This window comes from Candidatus Enterococcus myersii (assembly GCF_017316025.1).
GTDB lineage: Bacteria > Bacillota > Bacilli > Lactobacillales > Enterococcaceae > Enterococcus_C > Enterococcus_C montenegrensis.
Window position 1 is genome coordinate 98927 of the sequence record NZ_JAFLVT010000007.1, and the last position, 16699, is coordinate 115625.

15 protein-coding genes are annotated in these 16699 nt (G+C 37.4%); 1 reads left to right on the forward strand and 14 read right to left on the reverse strand.

Features of this window, described 5'->3' with window-relative positions:
• Positions 1 to 106: 106 nt before the first annotated feature.
• The 11 genes from phoU to secA form a co-directional block, all read right to left on the reverse strand.
• The gene (gene phoU, locus JZO76_RS05340) at positions 107 to 784 is read right to left on the reverse strand and encodes a phosphate signaling complex protein PhoU (protein WP_206903150.1); all 678 of its coding nucleotides are present in this window, start codon (positions 782 to 784) and stop codon (positions 107 to 109) included.
• 10 nt (positions 785 to 794) lie between these two features.
• Positions 795 to 1553, reverse strand: a complete 759-nt coding sequence (gene pstB, locus JZO76_RS05345; protein ID WP_206903151.1) for a phosphate ABC transporter ATP-binding protein PstB — start codon at positions 1551 to 1553, stop codon at positions 795 to 797.
• Between the two features lie 32 nt (positions 1554 to 1585).
• The gene (pstB, locus tag JZO76_RS05350) at positions 1586 to 2392 is read right to left on the reverse strand and encodes a phosphate ABC transporter ATP-binding protein PstB (RefSeq protein ID WP_206903152.1); all 807 of its coding nucleotides are present in this window, start codon (positions 2390 to 2392) and stop codon (positions 1586 to 1588) included.
• 61 nt (positions 2393 to 2453) lie between these two features.
• The gene (gene pstA / locus JZO76_RS05355) at positions 2454 to 3338 is read right to left on the reverse strand and encodes a phosphate ABC transporter permease PstA (RefSeq protein ID WP_206903153.1); all 885 of its coding nucleotides are present in this window, start codon (positions 3336 to 3338) and stop codon (positions 2454 to 2456) included.
• Positions 3338 to 4258 (reverse strand): phosphate ABC transporter permease subunit PstC, encoded by a 921-nt coding sequence (pstC, locus tag JZO76_RS05360; RefSeq protein WP_206903154.1) that lies wholly within the window; start codon positions 4256 to 4258, stop codon positions 3338 to 3340. The genes pstA and pstC overlap by 1 nt, the downstream gene beginning before the upstream one ends.
• 387 nt (positions 4259 to 4645) lie before the next feature.
• On the reverse strand, positions 4646 to 5500 hold the full coding sequence (locus tag JZO76_RS05365; RefSeq protein WP_206903155.1) for a phosphate ABC transporter substrate-binding protein PstS: 855 nt from the start codon (positions 5498 to 5500) through the stop codon (positions 4646 to 4648).
• Positions 5501 to 5998: 498 nt separating this feature from the next.
• Entirely contained in the window at positions 5999 to 7450 is a 1452-nt protein-coding gene (gene cls, locus JZO76_RS05370; RefSeq protein ID WP_431520966.1) for a cardiolipin synthase, read from the reverse strand.
• 167 nt (positions 7451 to 7617) lie between these two features.
• A complete protein-coding gene (gene ftsX / locus JZO76_RS05375) occupies positions 7618 to 8502 on the reverse strand; it encodes a permease-like cell division protein FtsX (protein ID WP_206903156.1) in 885 nt (294 codons plus the stop codon).
• Entirely contained in the window at positions 8495 to 9181 is a 687-nt protein-coding gene (gene ftsE, locus JZO76_RS05380; RefSeq protein WP_206903157.1) for a cell division ATP-binding protein FtsE, read from the reverse strand. Before ftsE ends, ftsX begins: the two co-directional genes overlap by 8 nt.
• Positions 9182 to 9283: 102 nt before the next feature.
• Positions 9284 to 10397, reverse strand: a protein-coding gene (prfB, locus tag JZO76_RS05385) for a peptide chain release factor 2 (protein WP_206903158.1) whose coding sequence is annotated in 2 segments (ribosomal slippage) — positions 9284 to 10324 and positions 10326 to 10397 — 1113 coding nt in all. Because the reading frame shifts where the segments join, the coding sequence is not laid out codon by codon here.
• Positions 10398 to 10530: 133 nt separating this feature from the next.
• Positions 10531 to 13038: a preprotein translocase subunit SecA gene (gene secA / locus JZO76_RS05390; RefSeq protein WP_206903169.1), complete on the reverse strand. Its 2508-nt coding sequence runs from the start codon at positions 13036 to 13038 to the stop codon at positions 10531 to 10533.
• Positions 13039 to 13358: 320 nt separating this feature from the next.
• Here secA and JZO76_RS05395 point away from each other — a divergent pair, with 320 nt between their 5' ends.
• Positions 13359 to 13856, forward strand: coding sequence for a hypothetical protein (locus tag JZO76_RS05395; RefSeq protein WP_206903159.1), 498 nt, complete (start codon positions 13359 to 13361; stop codon positions 13854 to 13856).
• A 92-nt stretch (positions 13857 to 13948) separates the two neighbouring features.
• Here JZO76_RS05395 and hpf read toward each other — a convergent pair whose 3' ends face one another.
• From hpf to JZO76_RS05410, 3 genes are all read right to left on the reverse strand, one after another.
• The gene (hpf, locus tag JZO76_RS05400; RefSeq protein ID WP_206903160.1) at positions 13949 to 14503 is read right to left on the reverse strand and encodes a ribosome hibernation-promoting factor, HPF/YfiA family; all 555 of its coding nucleotides are present in this window, start codon (positions 14501 to 14503) and stop codon (positions 13949 to 13951) included.
• 158 nt (positions 14504 to 14661) lie between these two features.
• Positions 14662 to 15342, reverse strand: a complete 681-nt coding sequence (locus JZO76_RS05405) for a ComF family protein (RefSeq protein ID WP_206903161.1) — start codon at positions 15340 to 15342, stop codon at positions 14662 to 14664.
• The gene (locus JZO76_RS05410) at positions 15332 to 16642 is read right to left on the reverse strand and encodes a helicase-related protein (RefSeq protein WP_206903162.1); all 1311 of its coding nucleotides are present in this window, start codon (positions 16640 to 16642) and stop codon (positions 15332 to 15334) included. The genes JZO76_RS05405 and JZO76_RS05410 overlap by 11 nt, the downstream gene beginning before the upstream one ends.
• Positions 16643 to 16699: the final 57 nt, after the last annotated feature.

Genomic DNA, 16699 nt, shown 5'->3' on the forward strand with positions numbered 1-16699 from the left:
CTGAATTGTGGTGTTTTTAGTATGGTTAGAAATTCAAGTTACTAAAATCAAAAAATTCTAAAACTGACGTCATGACAGCAAGAAAAGTTTAGCTTAGTATTTTTATTTAGAAGCTCTCATCATGATTGGAATTTAATTCGGTGATTTTCCCGGTTGCAAGATAAACAATCCATTCACAAATATTGGTTACATAATCCCCAATTCGTTCCAAATATTGGGCAACTGACAAATAGTCGGTACCACTGATGACAGTTTCAGGATTTTCTTTCATGCTGATGATGGTTTTTTCATAAATCGAAGCATAGTAATCGTTGATCCGCTGATCCATTTGTGCAATCATACGGGCATCTTTTTCATTGGTTTTAACGTAGGCAACTAAAACATTATCTACCATTTTCTTGACGTAGTCAGACATGTCAGAAATATCTTTTTCAATTTCCGCAATCCGTGTTTCACCTTTTACGCGAATCGTTGATTTTGCAATTGAAACAGCATGGTCAGCCATTCTTTCTAAATCAGAACTTGCTTTCATGACCGTAATGATCATACGCAAATCGGTAGTTACTGGTTGTTGTAAGGCAATCATTTCAAAACTTTTTTTCTCTAGTTTTACTTCCATGTCGTTGATGGCTTCATCATTGTCGATTACTTCATTTGCCAGCTCTTTATCGTGCTTAATAAAAGCTCGCACGGATTTATGAACAGCAGAACTCACCATCATCCCCATTTCATAAAACTGGTTATGCAAGTTTAATAATTCTTCTTCAAATTGTGTCCGTAACATGTTTTCCCTCCTAGCCAAATCTTCCTGAGATATAGTCTTCTGTTTCTTTTTTACCCGGTTGTAAAAAGATTTTCTTTGTATCGTCAAATTCGATTAAATTACCATCTAAGAAAAAGGCTGTCTTATCTGAAATTCGCGATGCCTGTGACATGTTATGAGTAACCATAATCATAGTATAGTTTTCTTTTAGTTCTAACAACGTATTTTCAATCTTCCCTGAAGAAATTGGATCTAGTGCACTAGTAGGCTCATCCAATAAAATAATTTCAGGATTTACAGCTAATACGCGGGCGATACAAACCCGTTGTTGTTGACCGCCAGACAAAGATAAAGCACTGGTATGTAGTTTATCTTTGACATCATCCCATACAGAGGCCGCTTTTAAACTTTCCTCAACTACTTGATCGAGTTTTTGTTTATCTTTTTCACCCTTTAATTTTAACCCATAAATAACGTTTTCGTAAATCGAAAAAGGAAAAGGATTGGGTTGTTGGAAAACCATGCCGATTTCTTTTCTCAATTCAACCGTATCTTGTTTTGGCGCATAAATATCTTTTCCTTTATAGATGACATTACCAGTAATCGTCACGTTTGGAATTAGATCATTCATCCGATTTAAAGAACGCAGATATGTTGACTTGCCGCAACCAGAAGGTCCGATCATCGCAGTAATTTCACCTTTATTAATTGCAAGGGATATCCCTTTTAAAGCTTCTTTTTCACCGTAGTACAAGTGTAAATCTTTTGACTGGATTATTACATCTGACATTTTATTCCTCCATAATCCTATTAAACTTGCTGTTAACCAAAGTGCCCGGAAACATAATCTTCGGTGGCTTTAATTTTCGGCCGCGTAAAGATTTTACGGGTTTCATCGTATTCAATCGCTTTGCCCAAGTAGAAAAATGATGTGTAATCACTAATTCGGGCAGCTTGTTGCATATTGTGTGTCACGATAATAATCGTATAGTTTTCTTTTAAGTTTACTAGCGTTTCTTCAACCGTACCGGTTGAAATTGGATCTAGGGCACTGGCAGGTTCATCCAACAATAAAATGTCTGGTTTCATCGCAATCGCTCTTGCAATACACAAGCGTTGTTGTTGGCCCCCAGATAACGCCAAGGCACTTTTATTCAAACTATCCTTAACTTGATCCCATAAAGCGGCTTGTTTCAAACTAGTTTCTACAATTTCATCTAATTTTTTCTTGTCTTTTTCACCATGACGCTTTAAGGCAAAGGTAATATTTTCATAAATAGATTTTGAAAAAGGGTTGGGACGTTGAAATACCATGCCAATCCTTTTACGCATTTCATACACATCAACGTTTGGTTGATTAACATCTACGCCTTTATACATAATTTTACCGGTAACTTTCGTATTGGCAATACCGTCATTCATCCGATTTAATGAGCGTAGATAGGTTGATTTACCGCAACCAGAAGGTCCGATTAAAGCAGTAATCTTATTTTTTTCAAATTCTAAATCGACACCTTTAATCGCTTCGTTTTGACCATACCAAACATGTAAGTCATCTGTATATAAAGCTTTTTCTTGGTTTTCATTTAATGTAATAATGTGGCGATCTTCTAAATTATAGGCACTCATAACATTTCTCCTTGTTTAAAATGTAAGGATTTTTTCTGTCTTATTGTTAATTGGACACATTTTATGCTGAAGTCATTTTTTTGTATAGTCGTTTACCCGCTGCCCGCGCGCCGAAGTTAAAGAGCAATACCGCGATAATTAATACCGCAGAAGCTCCCGCCGAAACGGCCGCGCCGTCAGGCATAGTACCTTCTGTATTGATTTTCCAAATATGGACAGCCAATGTTTCAGCTTGCCGGAAAATACTAATCGGACTGGAAACACTTAAAGGATTCCAGTTGGTAAAGTCAAGGGCAGGGGCGCTTTGTCCAGCTGTGTAAATCAAAGCCGCCGCTTCACCAAAGATTCTGCCTGAGCTCAAAATCACCCCAGTTAAAATTCCCGGTGTTGCCTCAGGTACAACAATACGTGTCACGGTTTCCCAACGAGACAGACCTAAAGCTAGCCCTGCTTCTCGTTGCGTATAATGAACCGCTTGTAAAGATTCTTCGACGTTTCTGGTTAAAAGTGGCAAGTTAAAGAAAGTTAATGCCAAAGCACCTGATAAAATCGAAAAGCCATATTCAAACTGGATAACAAAAACTAAGAAACCAAATAAACCAACTACAACTGAAGGTAGTGAACTTAAAATCTCAATTGACGTCCGAATCACATCTGTAATCCAATTTTTTTGGGCATATTCAGATAAATAAATTCCTGCGCCAAGAGAAATCGGAAAACTAATCAGCATCGTAATAAAAAGTAAATAAAACGAGTTAAACAACTGAATACCAATCCCACCACCAACTTGGTAGGCTTTAGAAGGTTGTGTTAAAAAATCCCATGAAATATGGGGGACGCCCCTAACTAAAATATATAAAAGTAAAGAGGCTAAAATCAAAACGATAATACCAGAAATTGCGTATAAAACGCCAGTTGCAATTTTATCAGAACGTTTTGCATTCATTATTTCAAGGCCCCTTTCTTCCCGATTAAACGAATAACAATATTAAAGATTAATGACATTAATAATAAGATGAGTGCTAATGACCATAAGACGTTATTTTCCACTGTTCCCATAATCGTATTCCCAATTCCCATCGTTAAAATCGATGTCAAAGTGGAAGCAGGCGTTACTAAACTGTTTGGCATTAAAGCCGCATTACCAATTACCATTTGAATGGCTAGTGCTTCTCCAAAAGCTCGCGCCATACCAAAAACTACGGCCGTTAAAATTCCCGGCACAGCTGCACGTAAAACCACTTTATAAATCGTTTGCCAACGCGTTGCCCCTAATGCCAAAGATGCTTCCCGATAATGTCTTGGGACTGCTTTTAACGCATCAACGGTCATCGTTGTTACAGTCGGTAAAATCATAATAAATAAGACAAATGTTCCCGCCAAAATACCAAAACCTGTGCCACCAAAGACCGAACGGACGGCCGGTACGATGACAGACAAGCCGATAAAACCATAAACAACCGAAGGGATCCCGACAAGTAATTCAATAACTGGCTGTAATATCTTTTGTCCTTGCTTTGGAGAAATTTCAGTCATAAAAACTGCTGCCCCAATGGCAAAAGGCGTTGCAACAATTGCGGATAAAAAAGTAACGATAAAAGAGCCTGCAATCATTGGAAGTGCTCCTACCATTGGTTTTCCATCTGCCCCTAATTGACTTGGATTCCACTGGGTTCCAAATAAAAAGTCAAATAGATTAATTTTATCGGTGAAAAAAGTTGCCAAACCTTTACTGGCGACAAAATAAAAAATTGATAAAACCACTAGAACAATTAAAGCGATACATAAAAAACTAATTATTTTACCTCGCGTTTCCATTTTGGCCCGTTTCGATTTGGTTAGTAGTGCTTTTTTTACATCTTCCAAAAAGAATTCCTCCTTAATACTTCACGTATTATACTCATTTATTTTTTTGTTAGAGGTTTTGTGACATACTTTCACACTTGTACAGTCTACCTCGTCAAAGTCAATTTGCTTTTAACTTATTGTAAATTTTGTGTAAACTTTACGATTTTTGCTTTTTAAATTTTTTGAGTCAAAAAAATCCTTTTCTTTTTCATTCTTCCAAATAGGCAAATATGCTGACAAATTGATAAAAAGCTTCGCAGACTCTTACTTACAATCGACAAAAGTTTGTAGCTAAAGCCTGCTTGAAGTAGTCTGCTGTAAAGCGATTTATTCTTAGGAAAATGTTATCCTATCCCTATAAAAAAAACACCTTGTCTCACAGACAAAGTGTTTTGTAAAAACTCCTTAATTAATCACATTACCTTCCCAGTCTCGTTCAACTTTCATACCTGAAACAGGAAGATAGCCTAATTTTCCGACAATATTTTTTTGGACATCATCTGATAAAATATAAGCTAAAAAGTCCTCGGTTAACTTGGTTGGTTTTCCTTTTGTATACATGTGTTCATAGGCCCAAATTTTCCAATCATTGGTTGTAACATTTTCATCAGTTGGTGTGATACCGTCAATTTTTATAGTCGCCACATCTTTTGTTACATAAGAAAAGGCCACATAGCTAATTGCCCCCGGAGTATCTGCAACAATTTGACGTACCATTCCGCTAGAGTCTTGTTCTTGAGCGCGAATAGCGGTTTTTCCATCCAACACCCACTTTTCAAAAGTTCCCCGCGTGCCACTACCAGCAGCTCGGTTTAAAATGACAATCTTTTGATTTTTACCGCCAACTTCTTGCCAATTGGTAATTTTCCCTAAAAAGATATCCCGCAATTGCGTCATCGTCAACGCATCAACGCCCACACCTTTATTTACAATCGGTGTAATTCCCACTACTGCAACTTTGTGGTCAACTAAATCTTTGGCTTTAATGCCGGATTTTTCTTCAGCGAATAAATCCGAATTTCCAATTTCAACGGCACCTGATTGTACTTGGCTTAAACCAGTCCCGCTGCCGCCCCCTTGAACGTTTACAAATTTACCTGGATATTTATTTTGATATTCTTCGGCGACCGTTTCCACTAAAGGTTGTAACGCCGATGATCCTACGGCGGTAATTGACTCACCACGATCAATCCATTTTGCACAACCCGTCAGAGCCAATAATAGGCTACAAGATGCTACAAATAATAATGCTTTTTTCATCATCTGCTCCTTGTCTTTCATCCTTGTAATTTACATTACGTATTCAAGTCTTTTATCGATAGTCATTATTTTAACATTAAGTGACAGCCATTTAAATGAAAAATTTTTAGCTGCCCTTGGCAAGGGTTACAAAAATACTACCCAGTTATTTTTTACTATGCTATACTATTTTGTGAAAAGTGTCATTTGATAATTGATTCTTTCTTACTTCCCCAAAATAAGAAATACCCCAAATCAAGATTAACTTCACTTTTCACCATTTCAACAGCATTCTCCCCATATGCAGTGAAATGAAAGCAAAGACTGGCCGACTGCCGGTCTTTTTTTATCTAGAAACAAAGGATAAATTTTTACAAGAAAAAAATTGGTTGGCTGCTTTAGCCCTGTCCAGCTTTTCAAGCTAACTCCCTGAGCCATAAATCAAAAATTACGCAAATGAAAAAACATTCCAGCAAATCCTGGTTTTATGGCTCAAGGCTAAATGATTCCTCAGCTTTTTTATAGCAAGGGGGAAATCAAGCGTGCCAAACCTTCTTTAAATTTCACTATCACGCTTCGTTTGTTGTACAATTCTTTTGTCACAAGCTTGGATTTTAAGGAATCATTATAGAAAGCCTGTCGTACTTTAGTCGCCATTTTCTCATCATATAATAAAGCGTTCACTTCAAAATCCAGTCGAAAAGAACGCACATCAATATTGGCTGACCCAACGGAAACAATTCCAGCATCAATAATCATTGTTTTAGCATGCATAAAACCATTTTCATAAGTTTCAATCACCGCCCCATATTCCAATAATTCCGCAGCAAAAGAATAAGTTGCCCAATACACGAGGGGATGATCTGGTTTATTGGGAATTTGAATTTGCACATGAACCCCAGATAACAACGCTAATTTTAAGGCCTCGTGAATAGATTCGTCAGGAATATAATACGGTGTTTGAATAAGAATTTCTTTTTTTGCCATACCAATCATTTTCAAATATGTCATTTTGATTTGCTCATATTCTGAGTCAGGGCCACTGGTAATAATTTGAATTGGCACGTTTCCACTGGCTTCAACTACAGGAAAATAATCTTCTGCAAATAACACTTCATTTTTATGTTGTGAGTTCCAATCCATTAAAAATCGGTTTTGCAAAGAATAGACCGCTGGACCAAAGATGCGCAAATGATTATCCCGCCAATAGCCAAATTTCTCTACAATTCCTAAATATTCATCTCCCACATTAAAGCCACCTGTATAGCCGATCGTTCCATCTATCACCACAATTTTACGGTGATTTCGGTAATTAATACGGGGATTGATGTAGGGGACAAAAAGAGGAAAGAATAAAGAGACCTCGCCTCCGACTTCTTTTAACTCACTAAAAAAATTCAAGCTGACTTGGGTAGACCCCCATGCATCCAACAAAACTCTTACTTTTACCCCTCTTTTAGCTGCCCGCGTTAGTGCATCTCGAACTTCTACGCCGAGATTATCACTTCGATAAATGTAGTATTGCATATGAATATGATTTTTAGCCGCATCGATATCTCGAATCAAACGATCAAATTTCTGCCGGCCATCGGTAAATAATTGTACATCATTCGTTGTTGTATATAAGGACCGTTCAAAAACAGTGAGCATATAAACAATTTGCTTAACATCCACTTGCGCAGTATTAGGATGGGGAAATAAATTCCGCATTAAGGCTTGTCGCTGCTCCTCAATTTCAACATTCATCCCAACTTTTCCTTGCATTTTCAAGTCAAAGATTTTCTCTTTGGAAATTCCCCGCCCAAAGAAAATATACAAAATGAAACCTAACACGGGAATAAACATCAAAACCAAAAGCCATGCCCATGTTTGCGCTGTTTGTTTTCGTTCTCGAAAAATGATAATAAAAGACAAAAGCATATTGGCGATTACTAAAATAGTCGATATGTTTTGGGTAAGATAATCCAACACCTTTTTTCTCCTTACTTCATTTGAATTCTCCTTATAAAGGATAGCGGACTTAGCAAACAAAGTAAAGAACAACACAATACAACTGATTTTTATACCTTATCTGAAAATTTTATACTTGCCTTGTGGTCAAAAAAAACGACCGGCTAAAAACCGGTCGTAAAGAGTTTTTAAACTTTTAGGAAACGGCGCATAGACATCACCGAACCAATTGAACCAATAACCACACCGACAACCACCATTAAAAGACAAATTTGCCAAGTAAAAGTGTCCGGTGCTAATAAACTATAGTTTGAACGTAATAAAGACGGGTTAACCCAACGGTAAACTTGATTGTAACCAAATACCATAATCAATACGGGTACGACTGAACCAAGTAAGCCAATCCAACCACCTTCTAAAAAGAATGGCCAACGGATATAGCCGTTTTTTGCGCCTACTAGACGCATAATTTGAATTTCTCTTTGACGGGATAAAATGGTAATTCGAATCGTATTGGAAATTAAGAACATTGCGACAAAAACTAGCAAGACTGCTGCAGCCAAGCCCCATGTTTTAATTGCATCGGCAATTTTAAAGATTCGATCTGAGTTGGTACCACCATAATCTGCCCGGAAAACATTGCTTAAATTTCCAGCTTCTTTTGAAATTGTCTTTGTATATTTAGGATTTTCTGCACTCACAACATAAACATCATAAAGCGGATTACTATCCCCTTCAAATTGTTGCCACGCATCCCCCATCGCGTCTTGAATTTTTTTCAATTCATCAGCTTTACTAGAAAAATGCACCCCTTTAACATGATCCAATCCTTCTAGTTCGGTTTTTAATTTATCCATATCAGGTTGTTTGGTTCCAATATCAACAAAGACTGAAACGTCCACATTCTTTTCAATATCTTGTGCCAATTTCGTAGCATTCATAATAACACCCATAAAGACACCAACTAAGGTCAGGGTAATGGTAACCGCACTGACAGAAGCAATTGTCATCCAGCCGTTACGTTTTAAGCTTTTAATACTTTCCAATAAGTGGCGGAAAAAAGTTCTAATCATCGTAGCCGTATTCTCCTTCCGCTTGGTCGCGAATAATGCGTCCATTTTCAATTGCAATAACCCGATGTCTAATCGTATTTACAATTGTACTATTATGGGTAGCCATTACAATTGTCGTTCCTTGTCCATTAATCCGATCCAATAGTTTCATAATTTCCCATGAATTTTCTGGATCCAAGTTACCAGTTGGTTCATCGGCGATTAATACTTTAGGTGTATTCACAATTGCCCGCGCAATGGAAACCCGTTGTTGTTCCCCACCAGATAACTCACTTGGGAAAACACGGACTTTATGTTTTAAACCAACTAAATCCAAAACTTCCATTACCCGTTTTTTGATATCTCGTGGCTTACGTCCAATTACTTGCATTGCATAGGCAACATTTTCATAGACTGTTTTTTTTGGCAATAATTTATAATCTTGGAAAACTACTCCGATTTCTCGGCGCAACAAAGGAACTTCTTTGTTTTTGATGTTTAATAAATCATAACCAGCAACGTTTAAAACGCCCTTGGTAGCTTTTTCTTCCCGATACATCAATTTAATAAAGGTTGATTTCCCAGCGCCGGAAGGTCCGACCACATAGACAAATTCACCTTGATCAATATCGATAGTGATATTACGGATGGCAGTCGTACCGTTGGAGTACTTCTTCATTACATCCTTCATTTCAATCATGGCTATCTCTCCATCTCATTTTTTTCATACCCGCTCATTATAACATGTCAATATTGCAGTAATCTTTCACAAGTTTACATTTTGATTTCATTTAAAAGAAAATTAATCCTCACCTTGACGTAGTTTCATTTTCAAGAAGGCATCAATGAAACCATCCAAATCACCATCCATTACAGCTGTGACATTTCCGGTTTCGTAATTATTACGGTGATCTTTAACCATTGAATAAGGATGAAAAACATAAGAACGAATTTGCGAACCCCAGCCAATTTCTAATTGTTCGCCTCTTAATGCAGCTGCTTCTTGTTCTTTTTTCTCAACTTCTAGTTGATACAATTTTGCTTTTAACATGCCCATTGCTTGTTCTCTATTTTTTAACTGGGAACGTTGCGCTTGACTAGCCACTACAACACCTGTTGGAATATGGGTAATACGTACAGCAGATTCAGTTTTATTGATATGCTGTCCACCAGCACCGCTAGCCCGATACGTGTCAATTTTTAAATCATCGGGATTAATTGCGATATCAATCGTATCATCTAATTCCGGCATTACATCCACCGAACAAAAAGAAGTATGTCGTCTTGCATTTGAGTCAAAAGGTGAAATCCGAACTAGGCGATGTACGCCACGCTCTGATTTTAAATAACCAAAAGCATTATGGCCTTTAATTAACAAGGTTACACTTTTAATTCCTGCTTCATCACCGGCTTGGTAATCCAATGTCTCTACCTGATAACCATGCTTTTCTGCCCAGCGGGTGTACATTCTTAAAAGCATACTTCCCCAGTCTTGGGATTCTGTCCCGCCAGCACCAGGGTGTAGTTCTAAAATTGCATTATTATGATCATAAGGTTCATCTAATAGTAAAGAAAGTTCATAAGTTTGTAATTTTTCTTTTAGCGCAGGTAATCTGGTTGCCAGTTCTGCGTTCATTTCTAAATCGTCTTCTTCTTCTAACATTTCTACCATTACCGCTAATTCTTCTTCTTCTGCTGCTAATTGATTAAACTGATCATAAGTTGCTTTATTAGCATTATTTTCATTAATAACTTTTTGCGCTTTTTTTGTATTATCCCAAAAACCTGGCTCAGCCATTTGATGTTCAGCTTGAGCAATCGCCTCTTCCAACTCGTCTAAGTCAAAGAGACCTCCTAAATGATTGAATTTGGTCTTTCATGGTATTTAACTGTTGTTTCATCTCACTTAATTCCATTGAAGATTCCTCCTGTTAAAAACAGCTTTTTGCTTTTTCTTTTTATAGTAGAGATATTTTTATGGTTCTATCATAACCAAAAGATAAGGCTGGTACAAGTCGCGTACCAGCCTTAGTCTATGAATGATTTTAACTATGCGTTTTTGCCGTGGCAATTTTTATACTTTTTACCGCTGCCGCAAGGACATGGATCGTTACGTCCAACTTTTTTAACTTGTTGTGGTTTTTGCGGTTTTACTTCTTCTTCTTGTTCCGCTTGACCTTGTGCAACTTGCTCTCGTTGCACATTTTGACGAATCTCAGCCTTCATAAACAGACGTGTCACTTCGTATTCAATTGCCCCCACCATATCTTCAAACATCGTATAGCCTTCAGTTTGATATTCTACGAGTGGATTGTTTTGTCCGTAAGCCCGCAGGCCAATGGATTGACGCAATTGATCCATCGCATCGATATGGTCTGTCCATTTAGAGTCAACTACTCGCAAGATAACAACTTTTTCAAACTCCAATAATTGTTCTTGACTATTTAATTGCTCTTTCTTTTGATCAAAAATAGCTTGTGCTTTCTCCATTAAGAAAGTTTTCATTTCTTCGGGTGATTTATTTTCCAGATCAGCCACTGCGATACTATCTTCGTGAACAATGGCGTTACCTGCAAAATCAACAATCCCAGCTAAATTCCATTGACTCTTATCTTCAACTTGAGTATGCGCATCTACGACACGGCTAATCGTACGTTTCACCATGTTCATTAGCGTTTGTGACAAGTCCTTTTCTTCCATAATTACTTCTTGTCGTTGACCGTAAATAACTTCACGTTGTTCCCGCATTACATCGTCATATTGCAAGACATTTTTACGAGTATCGTAGTTATTACCTTCAACCCGTTTTTGTGCTGATTCCACTTGTTTAGTCAACATTTTACTTTGAATAACTTGATCTTCTTCATCCAAGTTCATACGTTCCATAAAGGCCTTAATTCGTTCAGAACCAAAACGTTTCATCAAATCATCTTCAAGGGATAAATAAAATTGTGAAACCCCTGGATCCCCTTGACGACCTGAACGGCCACGTAATTGGTTATCAATCCGGCGTGATTCATGGCGTTCAGTACCGACAACAGCTAAACCGCCTAATTCTGCCACACCTAAACCTAATTTAATATCCGTACCACGACCAGCCATGTTGGTTGCAATTGTGACTGCACCTTTTTGTCCGGCATTTAAAATAATTTCCGCTTCTTTAAAGTGGTTCTTAGCATTCAAGACTTCATGGGGAACTTTTTCTTTATCTAACATGTTAGATAACAATTCTGATGTTTCAACGGCAACGGTACCAACTAATACAGGTTGTCCCTTACGGTAACGTTCTTTAATGTCTTTAACAACTGCATCGAATTTAGAATGTAGCGTTGGATAAAGCAAATCAGCTCGATCATCACGAATTACCGGTTGGTTAGTTGGAATTTGGATAACTTGCATGTTGTAGATTTCCCGGAATTCTTCTTCTTCGGTTTTGGCTGTACCTGTCATCCCGGCTAATTTTTTATACATCCGGAAATAGTTTTGGAAGGTAATGGTTGCCATTGTTTTTGTTTCATCTTCAATTTCAACGCCTTCTTTAGCTTCAATCGCTTGGTGTAAGCCATCAGAATACCGACGTCCATCCATAATCCGCCCTGTAAATTGGTCAACGATTAAAACTTTTCCTTCTTGTACCACATAATCAAAGTCGCGAATCATAATGAAATTAGCGCGTAATGCATTATCTAAGTGATGTGTTAAGGCTGTATTTTCAATATCATAAAGATTTTTTAGACCAAAGTTTTCTTCAGCTTTTTCAATCCCAGCTTCTGTTAACCCAATTGTCTTAGACTGAATATCAATCTTATAATCTTCCTCTTCTTTCAAGCGTTTGACAAAGTTATCAGCGCGCGTATAAAGTGCGGTTGATTTTTCAGCTTGTCCAGAAATAATCAACGGTGTTCTAGCTTCATCGACTAAAATCGAGTCCACTTCATCGACAACAGCATAATTTAGTGGTCGTTGCACCATTTGATTGCGATAAACTACCATATTGTCTCGCAAATAGTCAAAACCTAATTCATTATTCGTTGAGTACGTGATATCACAAGCATAGGCAGCCCGTTTTTCCTCTGGTGTTTTAGAGTTGATGTTTAAACCAACCGTCATCCCAAGAAAATTGTACAATTCGCCCATTTCCTGCGAGTCACGAGTGGCTAAGTATTCGTTAACTGTTACCACATGTACCCCTTCGCCGCTTAGGGCGTTTAGGTAGACGGGCATTGTTGCAGTCAATGTTTTCCCTTCACCAGTTCGCATTTCAGAAATATTACCATCGTGTAAAACAATCCCCCCCATTAATTGAACATGGTAAGGATAAAGCCCCAAGACCCGTTTTGCAGCTTCACGTACAACTGCAAACGCCTCTGGTAATAGCTGATCTAGCGTTTCACCTTTTTGATAGCGTCCGCGAAATTCATCGGTTTTTTCTTTTAACTGAAGATCAGATAATGCCGCCATTTTTTCGGCAAACGTTTCGACCTCATTGGCAATTTTATCCAACCGTTTTAATTCTTTTTTATCATTTTCAATTAACTTACGTATAAAGTTGGCCATTAGTGAATAATTCCCCTTCTTTGCATCAATTCTCGTTTCAATTAGAAACTCTCCCATATATTTTAGCATTAAGTTGAAACAAATGAAATACTTAGCATTAGAATCAAGAAGCTTTACTCTAATTTATTATTTTATCTTTTTTAAATAAGGAAAATAAGACAAAATATGAGAAGATATTTAACCTTTTATTTTTCGTAATCAAGCTTTTAGGTGAAATTTATTTTTATTTCACGCTATAATAAAGTTTGTGAAAGCCTATTTTGCTTATTTTACAAAAATAAGCTTACATGCTAAAACCAAACCAAAAGGAGTGAATTGTTGTGGCTGAAAAAATTTACGCTATCTTAACGTTTTGCGGAGTTTGGTTACTTTATGTTTTTCCTTTGTACCAAGGAGCCTTAGAGTTATCTGAACCTAACAAAATGCTAAAGAGATTTCAAAAAAGCGGGCATAAATATCCCAAAGTATCCCCTTGGTATTGGCTTTTTCCCCCTTTAAAAATTCACAAAGAAAAAATCCGAGGCATAAAAATGTTGCGGGATAATATCAGCAGCAAAAAAGAAATGGATCGACTTTTTCGTTATTTCAACAAGGCGGTAGCTTGGTATTACATCGCTATTGCTGGGGTGCTAAATGGGATTGTTGCGACCCATGAACTATTCGCTGTGTTTTCTTTACAAGAGCATTTCATCTCCATGATTGTCTTTGACTGTATTTTAATTTTAGCAGGTCTTTACCATGTTCATTATCGTTTAAATGATGCCCGGAAAAATCGGCTATTAACCAAAATTTTTCAAAGTGAAAAATATAACGAATAAAAAAGCGAGTAACGAAATTCCCCAAAAAGCAAAAATAAAAAAGGTTCAAGCTAGACGACTTAAGACGCCTGGCTTGAACCTTTTTTTATTTTTTAGTTTGTTTCAATTAAACCGTATTTACCATCTTTACGGCGGTAAACGATGCTAGTGCCATTGGTTTCAGCATCTTCAAAAATAAAGAAGTTATGTCCCAACATATTCATTTGTAAAACAGCTTCTTCACTGTCCATTGGTTTTAATGATAAGCGTTTGGTGCGGACGATATCTAATGCTGCTTCTGTTTCATCGTCACCTGCTTCATTGTTAAATAAAACCGCTGCTTCTGCTGCAGGAACTGCTGTTTCACGAGATTTACGATTGATTTTTGTTTTGAATTTACGAATTTGACGTTCTAGTTTATCAACGACCAAATCGATACTTGCATATAAATCTGGTGAAGTTTCTTCTGCGCGCAATACCAAATATGGTAGTGGGATTGTCACTTCCACTTTCGCTGTTTTTTCAGTATAAACCTTTAAGTTCACATGAGCCGTTGCATCGGGCGCATCTGTAAAGTAACGCTCCAACTTACCGACTTTTTTCTCTACATAATCGCGAATAGCTTCTGTAACTTCAATATTTTCTCCGCGTACATTGTATCTAAACATAACAATTGCCCCTTTCGTCTACCACTAAAGAAGGTAAAAGGACCACTCTTTTGCCTTCTTCTTACTATTATTATAGCGAACTCTAACCTATTTGCAAAGTTAAACGCTAACAAATTCATGAATTTCTCAAATCTATTCATGACGCCTAACATAAGGCTTTAACGTGCCAATGTAAAAGTTGCAACGGCCTTTGCATTGTGGGCGTATAAAAGTGCTACACCATGGTAAAGCGTACGTCCTGTCGTATAAACATCGTCTACTAACAAAAATTTACGTCCTGAAATTATCACATCTTTTTTGATAATATAAGGTTGTTTTAAACCCAGCCGTTCCGTTCTTTTTTTACTTGCTTGCGGAGGATCGTGTTGTTTACGAATTAAAATATTTTCATAAGTAATCCCAGCAGCTTTCAATAGTTCTTCTGCTTGATTAAAGCCACGCTCTTTTTGACGTTCTTTTGATAACGGCAACGGAACAATAATAAAGCCACGATACCTCTTTAGTGCTTGCTTTACCGATAAAGAAAACGTGTGACACAATGGATAATCCCCTTCAAATTTATAGCGATACAGCCAGTCTTTAAAAGCATCATTATAGTGATAAAGTGCTTGGTGATAAAGAACAAAGTCAGGATACATTTTTCGCCATTTTTGACAATCTTGGCAAAGTTTATCGCAATTTGGACGCATGCACCCTTCACAGGCGCGCTTGGCTTCAATTTTTTGAAAGCGAGCCAGACAGTCTTCGCATAATTCTTCATTTGCAAGTAACCAAGGAAAGATGATTTCTTGTATCAAAAGATTACGGCTAATTTTTTGCTGACAATTACTACATTTCATTAAGCAACCCTGCCTTTTTTGCTTGCTGATTCAAGTTTTTAGTTGTTTGAAGCGTTTTTCTGATTGCGTTTGTCATTTGCGTAAAATAAAAAACGACCTCGCTATTTGAAAAATCACCTTTACGATCCGCTCTTCCAGCAATCTGTAAGAGGGTAGCTTGGGTAAAAATTAGATGATCTGCACCAAAAACCAAAACGGAAACATTGGCAAAGGTCACACCGCGTTCCATGACAGTCGAACAGCAAAAAATTTGAAATTTATTTTGTCGCATACGTTTTACTTTTGTTTGGCGCTCACAATCTGCCGCATGCACACTGCCAACAGCGACGTTGCCTAATTCCATTTTGAGAAATTTTTCCATGGCCAACACTTGCTGTACTGTGGCGCAAAATAAGAGTAAGTGATTGTGTTGTAATAATTGCATCACTTGACTTAAAAACTTCTTTTTAATTCGGTAGGATAGTGGTAATTTTTGTGTCTTGATTCTTATTAGTTTTGGAAGAGGTAACTGGCGACGATGAAATCGTGCAGGTAGACAAAATAACCCCCCTGTCTTTTGAGCAACTTTAATTTCAGTTTCACTAGGGGTCGCACTTAAAAAGACACAAGAACCTGTTTTGTGTAAGGCATTGTTTACAGCAAAATGTAGTCTCTGATCACCAGCGTAAGGAAAGGCATCAATTTCATCAACGACAATCAAATGAAATGCTGCTTTAAAGTAGAGTAATTGGTGGGTCGTACAAACCAAAAGCGAAGTTGGCTGATAGGGTTTAGCACCATAATGACGCAACCCGATTTCAAGCTTTGGAAATACAGCTTGCAAACGAGGCTGAATTTCACAACAGACATCAACACGCGGACTACAAAATGCCACACTCAGGCCTTTAGCTAAACAATAATGAAGTAATTCAAATAACATTTCGGTTTTACCGGCTCCAGTGACTGCATAAACTAAACTGGCTCGCTGTTGTTTAAAATTTTCTACTAATCCTTGACTGATTTTTTTCTGCGCAGCAGTCAGTTGTCCGCAAAAAATCAAGTCTACTGTCTTTTTTTTCGGGTTTGCTAGTGGCAGCACACCTAAATAATGGCTAGAAGTAACGCGACCAAATGCCATACACGCACGGCAGTAATAACGGCCATCGGGCAATTGATTTTCTGATTTTAAAAATTTAGTATTGCAGCGACGACAACGTAAAAAAACTCCATCAACTGTAATCGCCTTTTGAAAAGACAGTGCTGAGTTTTTTCTTACTTCTGCTTTTGTTACTAAGTACTGATAGCCAGTATAAAATTCCATTTTTTTTCACCTCAAAAATAGGTACGCAGAAAGGATAAAAAAAGGTGAACCAAACGT

Bases quoted from the DNA above. Each gene is read 5' to 3' on its own strand.
- JZO76_RS05410 (WP_206903162.1), bottom strand. From the start codon at position 16,642: ATGGAATTTTATACTGGCTATCAGTACTTAGTAACAAAAGCAGAAGTA.
- pstA (WP_206903153.1), bottom strand. From the start codon at position 3,338: ATGAATGCAAAACGTTCTGATAAAATTGCAACTGGCGTTTTATACGCA.
- pstB (WP_206903151.1), bottom strand. From the start codon at position 1,553: ATGTCAGATGTAATAATCCAGTCAAAAGATTTACACTTGTACTACGGT.
- JZO76_RS05365 (WP_206903155.1), bottom strand. From the start codon at position 5,500: ATGAAAAAAGCATTATTATTTGTAGCATCTTGTAGCCTATTATTGGCT.
- JZO76_RS05405 (WP_206903161.1), bottom strand. From the start codon at position 15,342: ATGAAATGTAGTAATTGTCAGCAAAAAATTAGCCGTAATCTTTTGATA.
- ftsX (WP_206903156.1), bottom strand. From the start codon at position 8,502: ATGATTAGAACTTTTTTCCGCCACTTATTGGAAAGTATTAAAAGCTTA.
- hpf (WP_206903160.1), bottom strand. From the start codon at position 14,503: ATGTTTAGATACAATGTACGCGGAGAAAATATTGAAGTTACAGAAGCT.
- phoU (WP_206903150.1), bottom strand. From the start codon at position 784: ATGTTACGGACACAATTTGAAGAAGAATTATTAAACTTGCATAACCAG.
- pstB (WP_206903152.1), bottom strand. From the start codon at position 2,392: ATGAGTGCCTATAATTTAGAAGATCGCCACATTATTACATTAAATGAA.
- ftsE (WP_206903157.1), bottom strand. From the start codon at position 9,181: ATGATTGAAATGAAGGATGTAATGAAGAAGTACTCCAACGGTACGACT.
- secA (WP_206903169.1), bottom strand. From the start codon at position 13,038: ATGGCCAACTTTATACGTAAGTTAATTGAAAATGATAAAAAAGAATTA.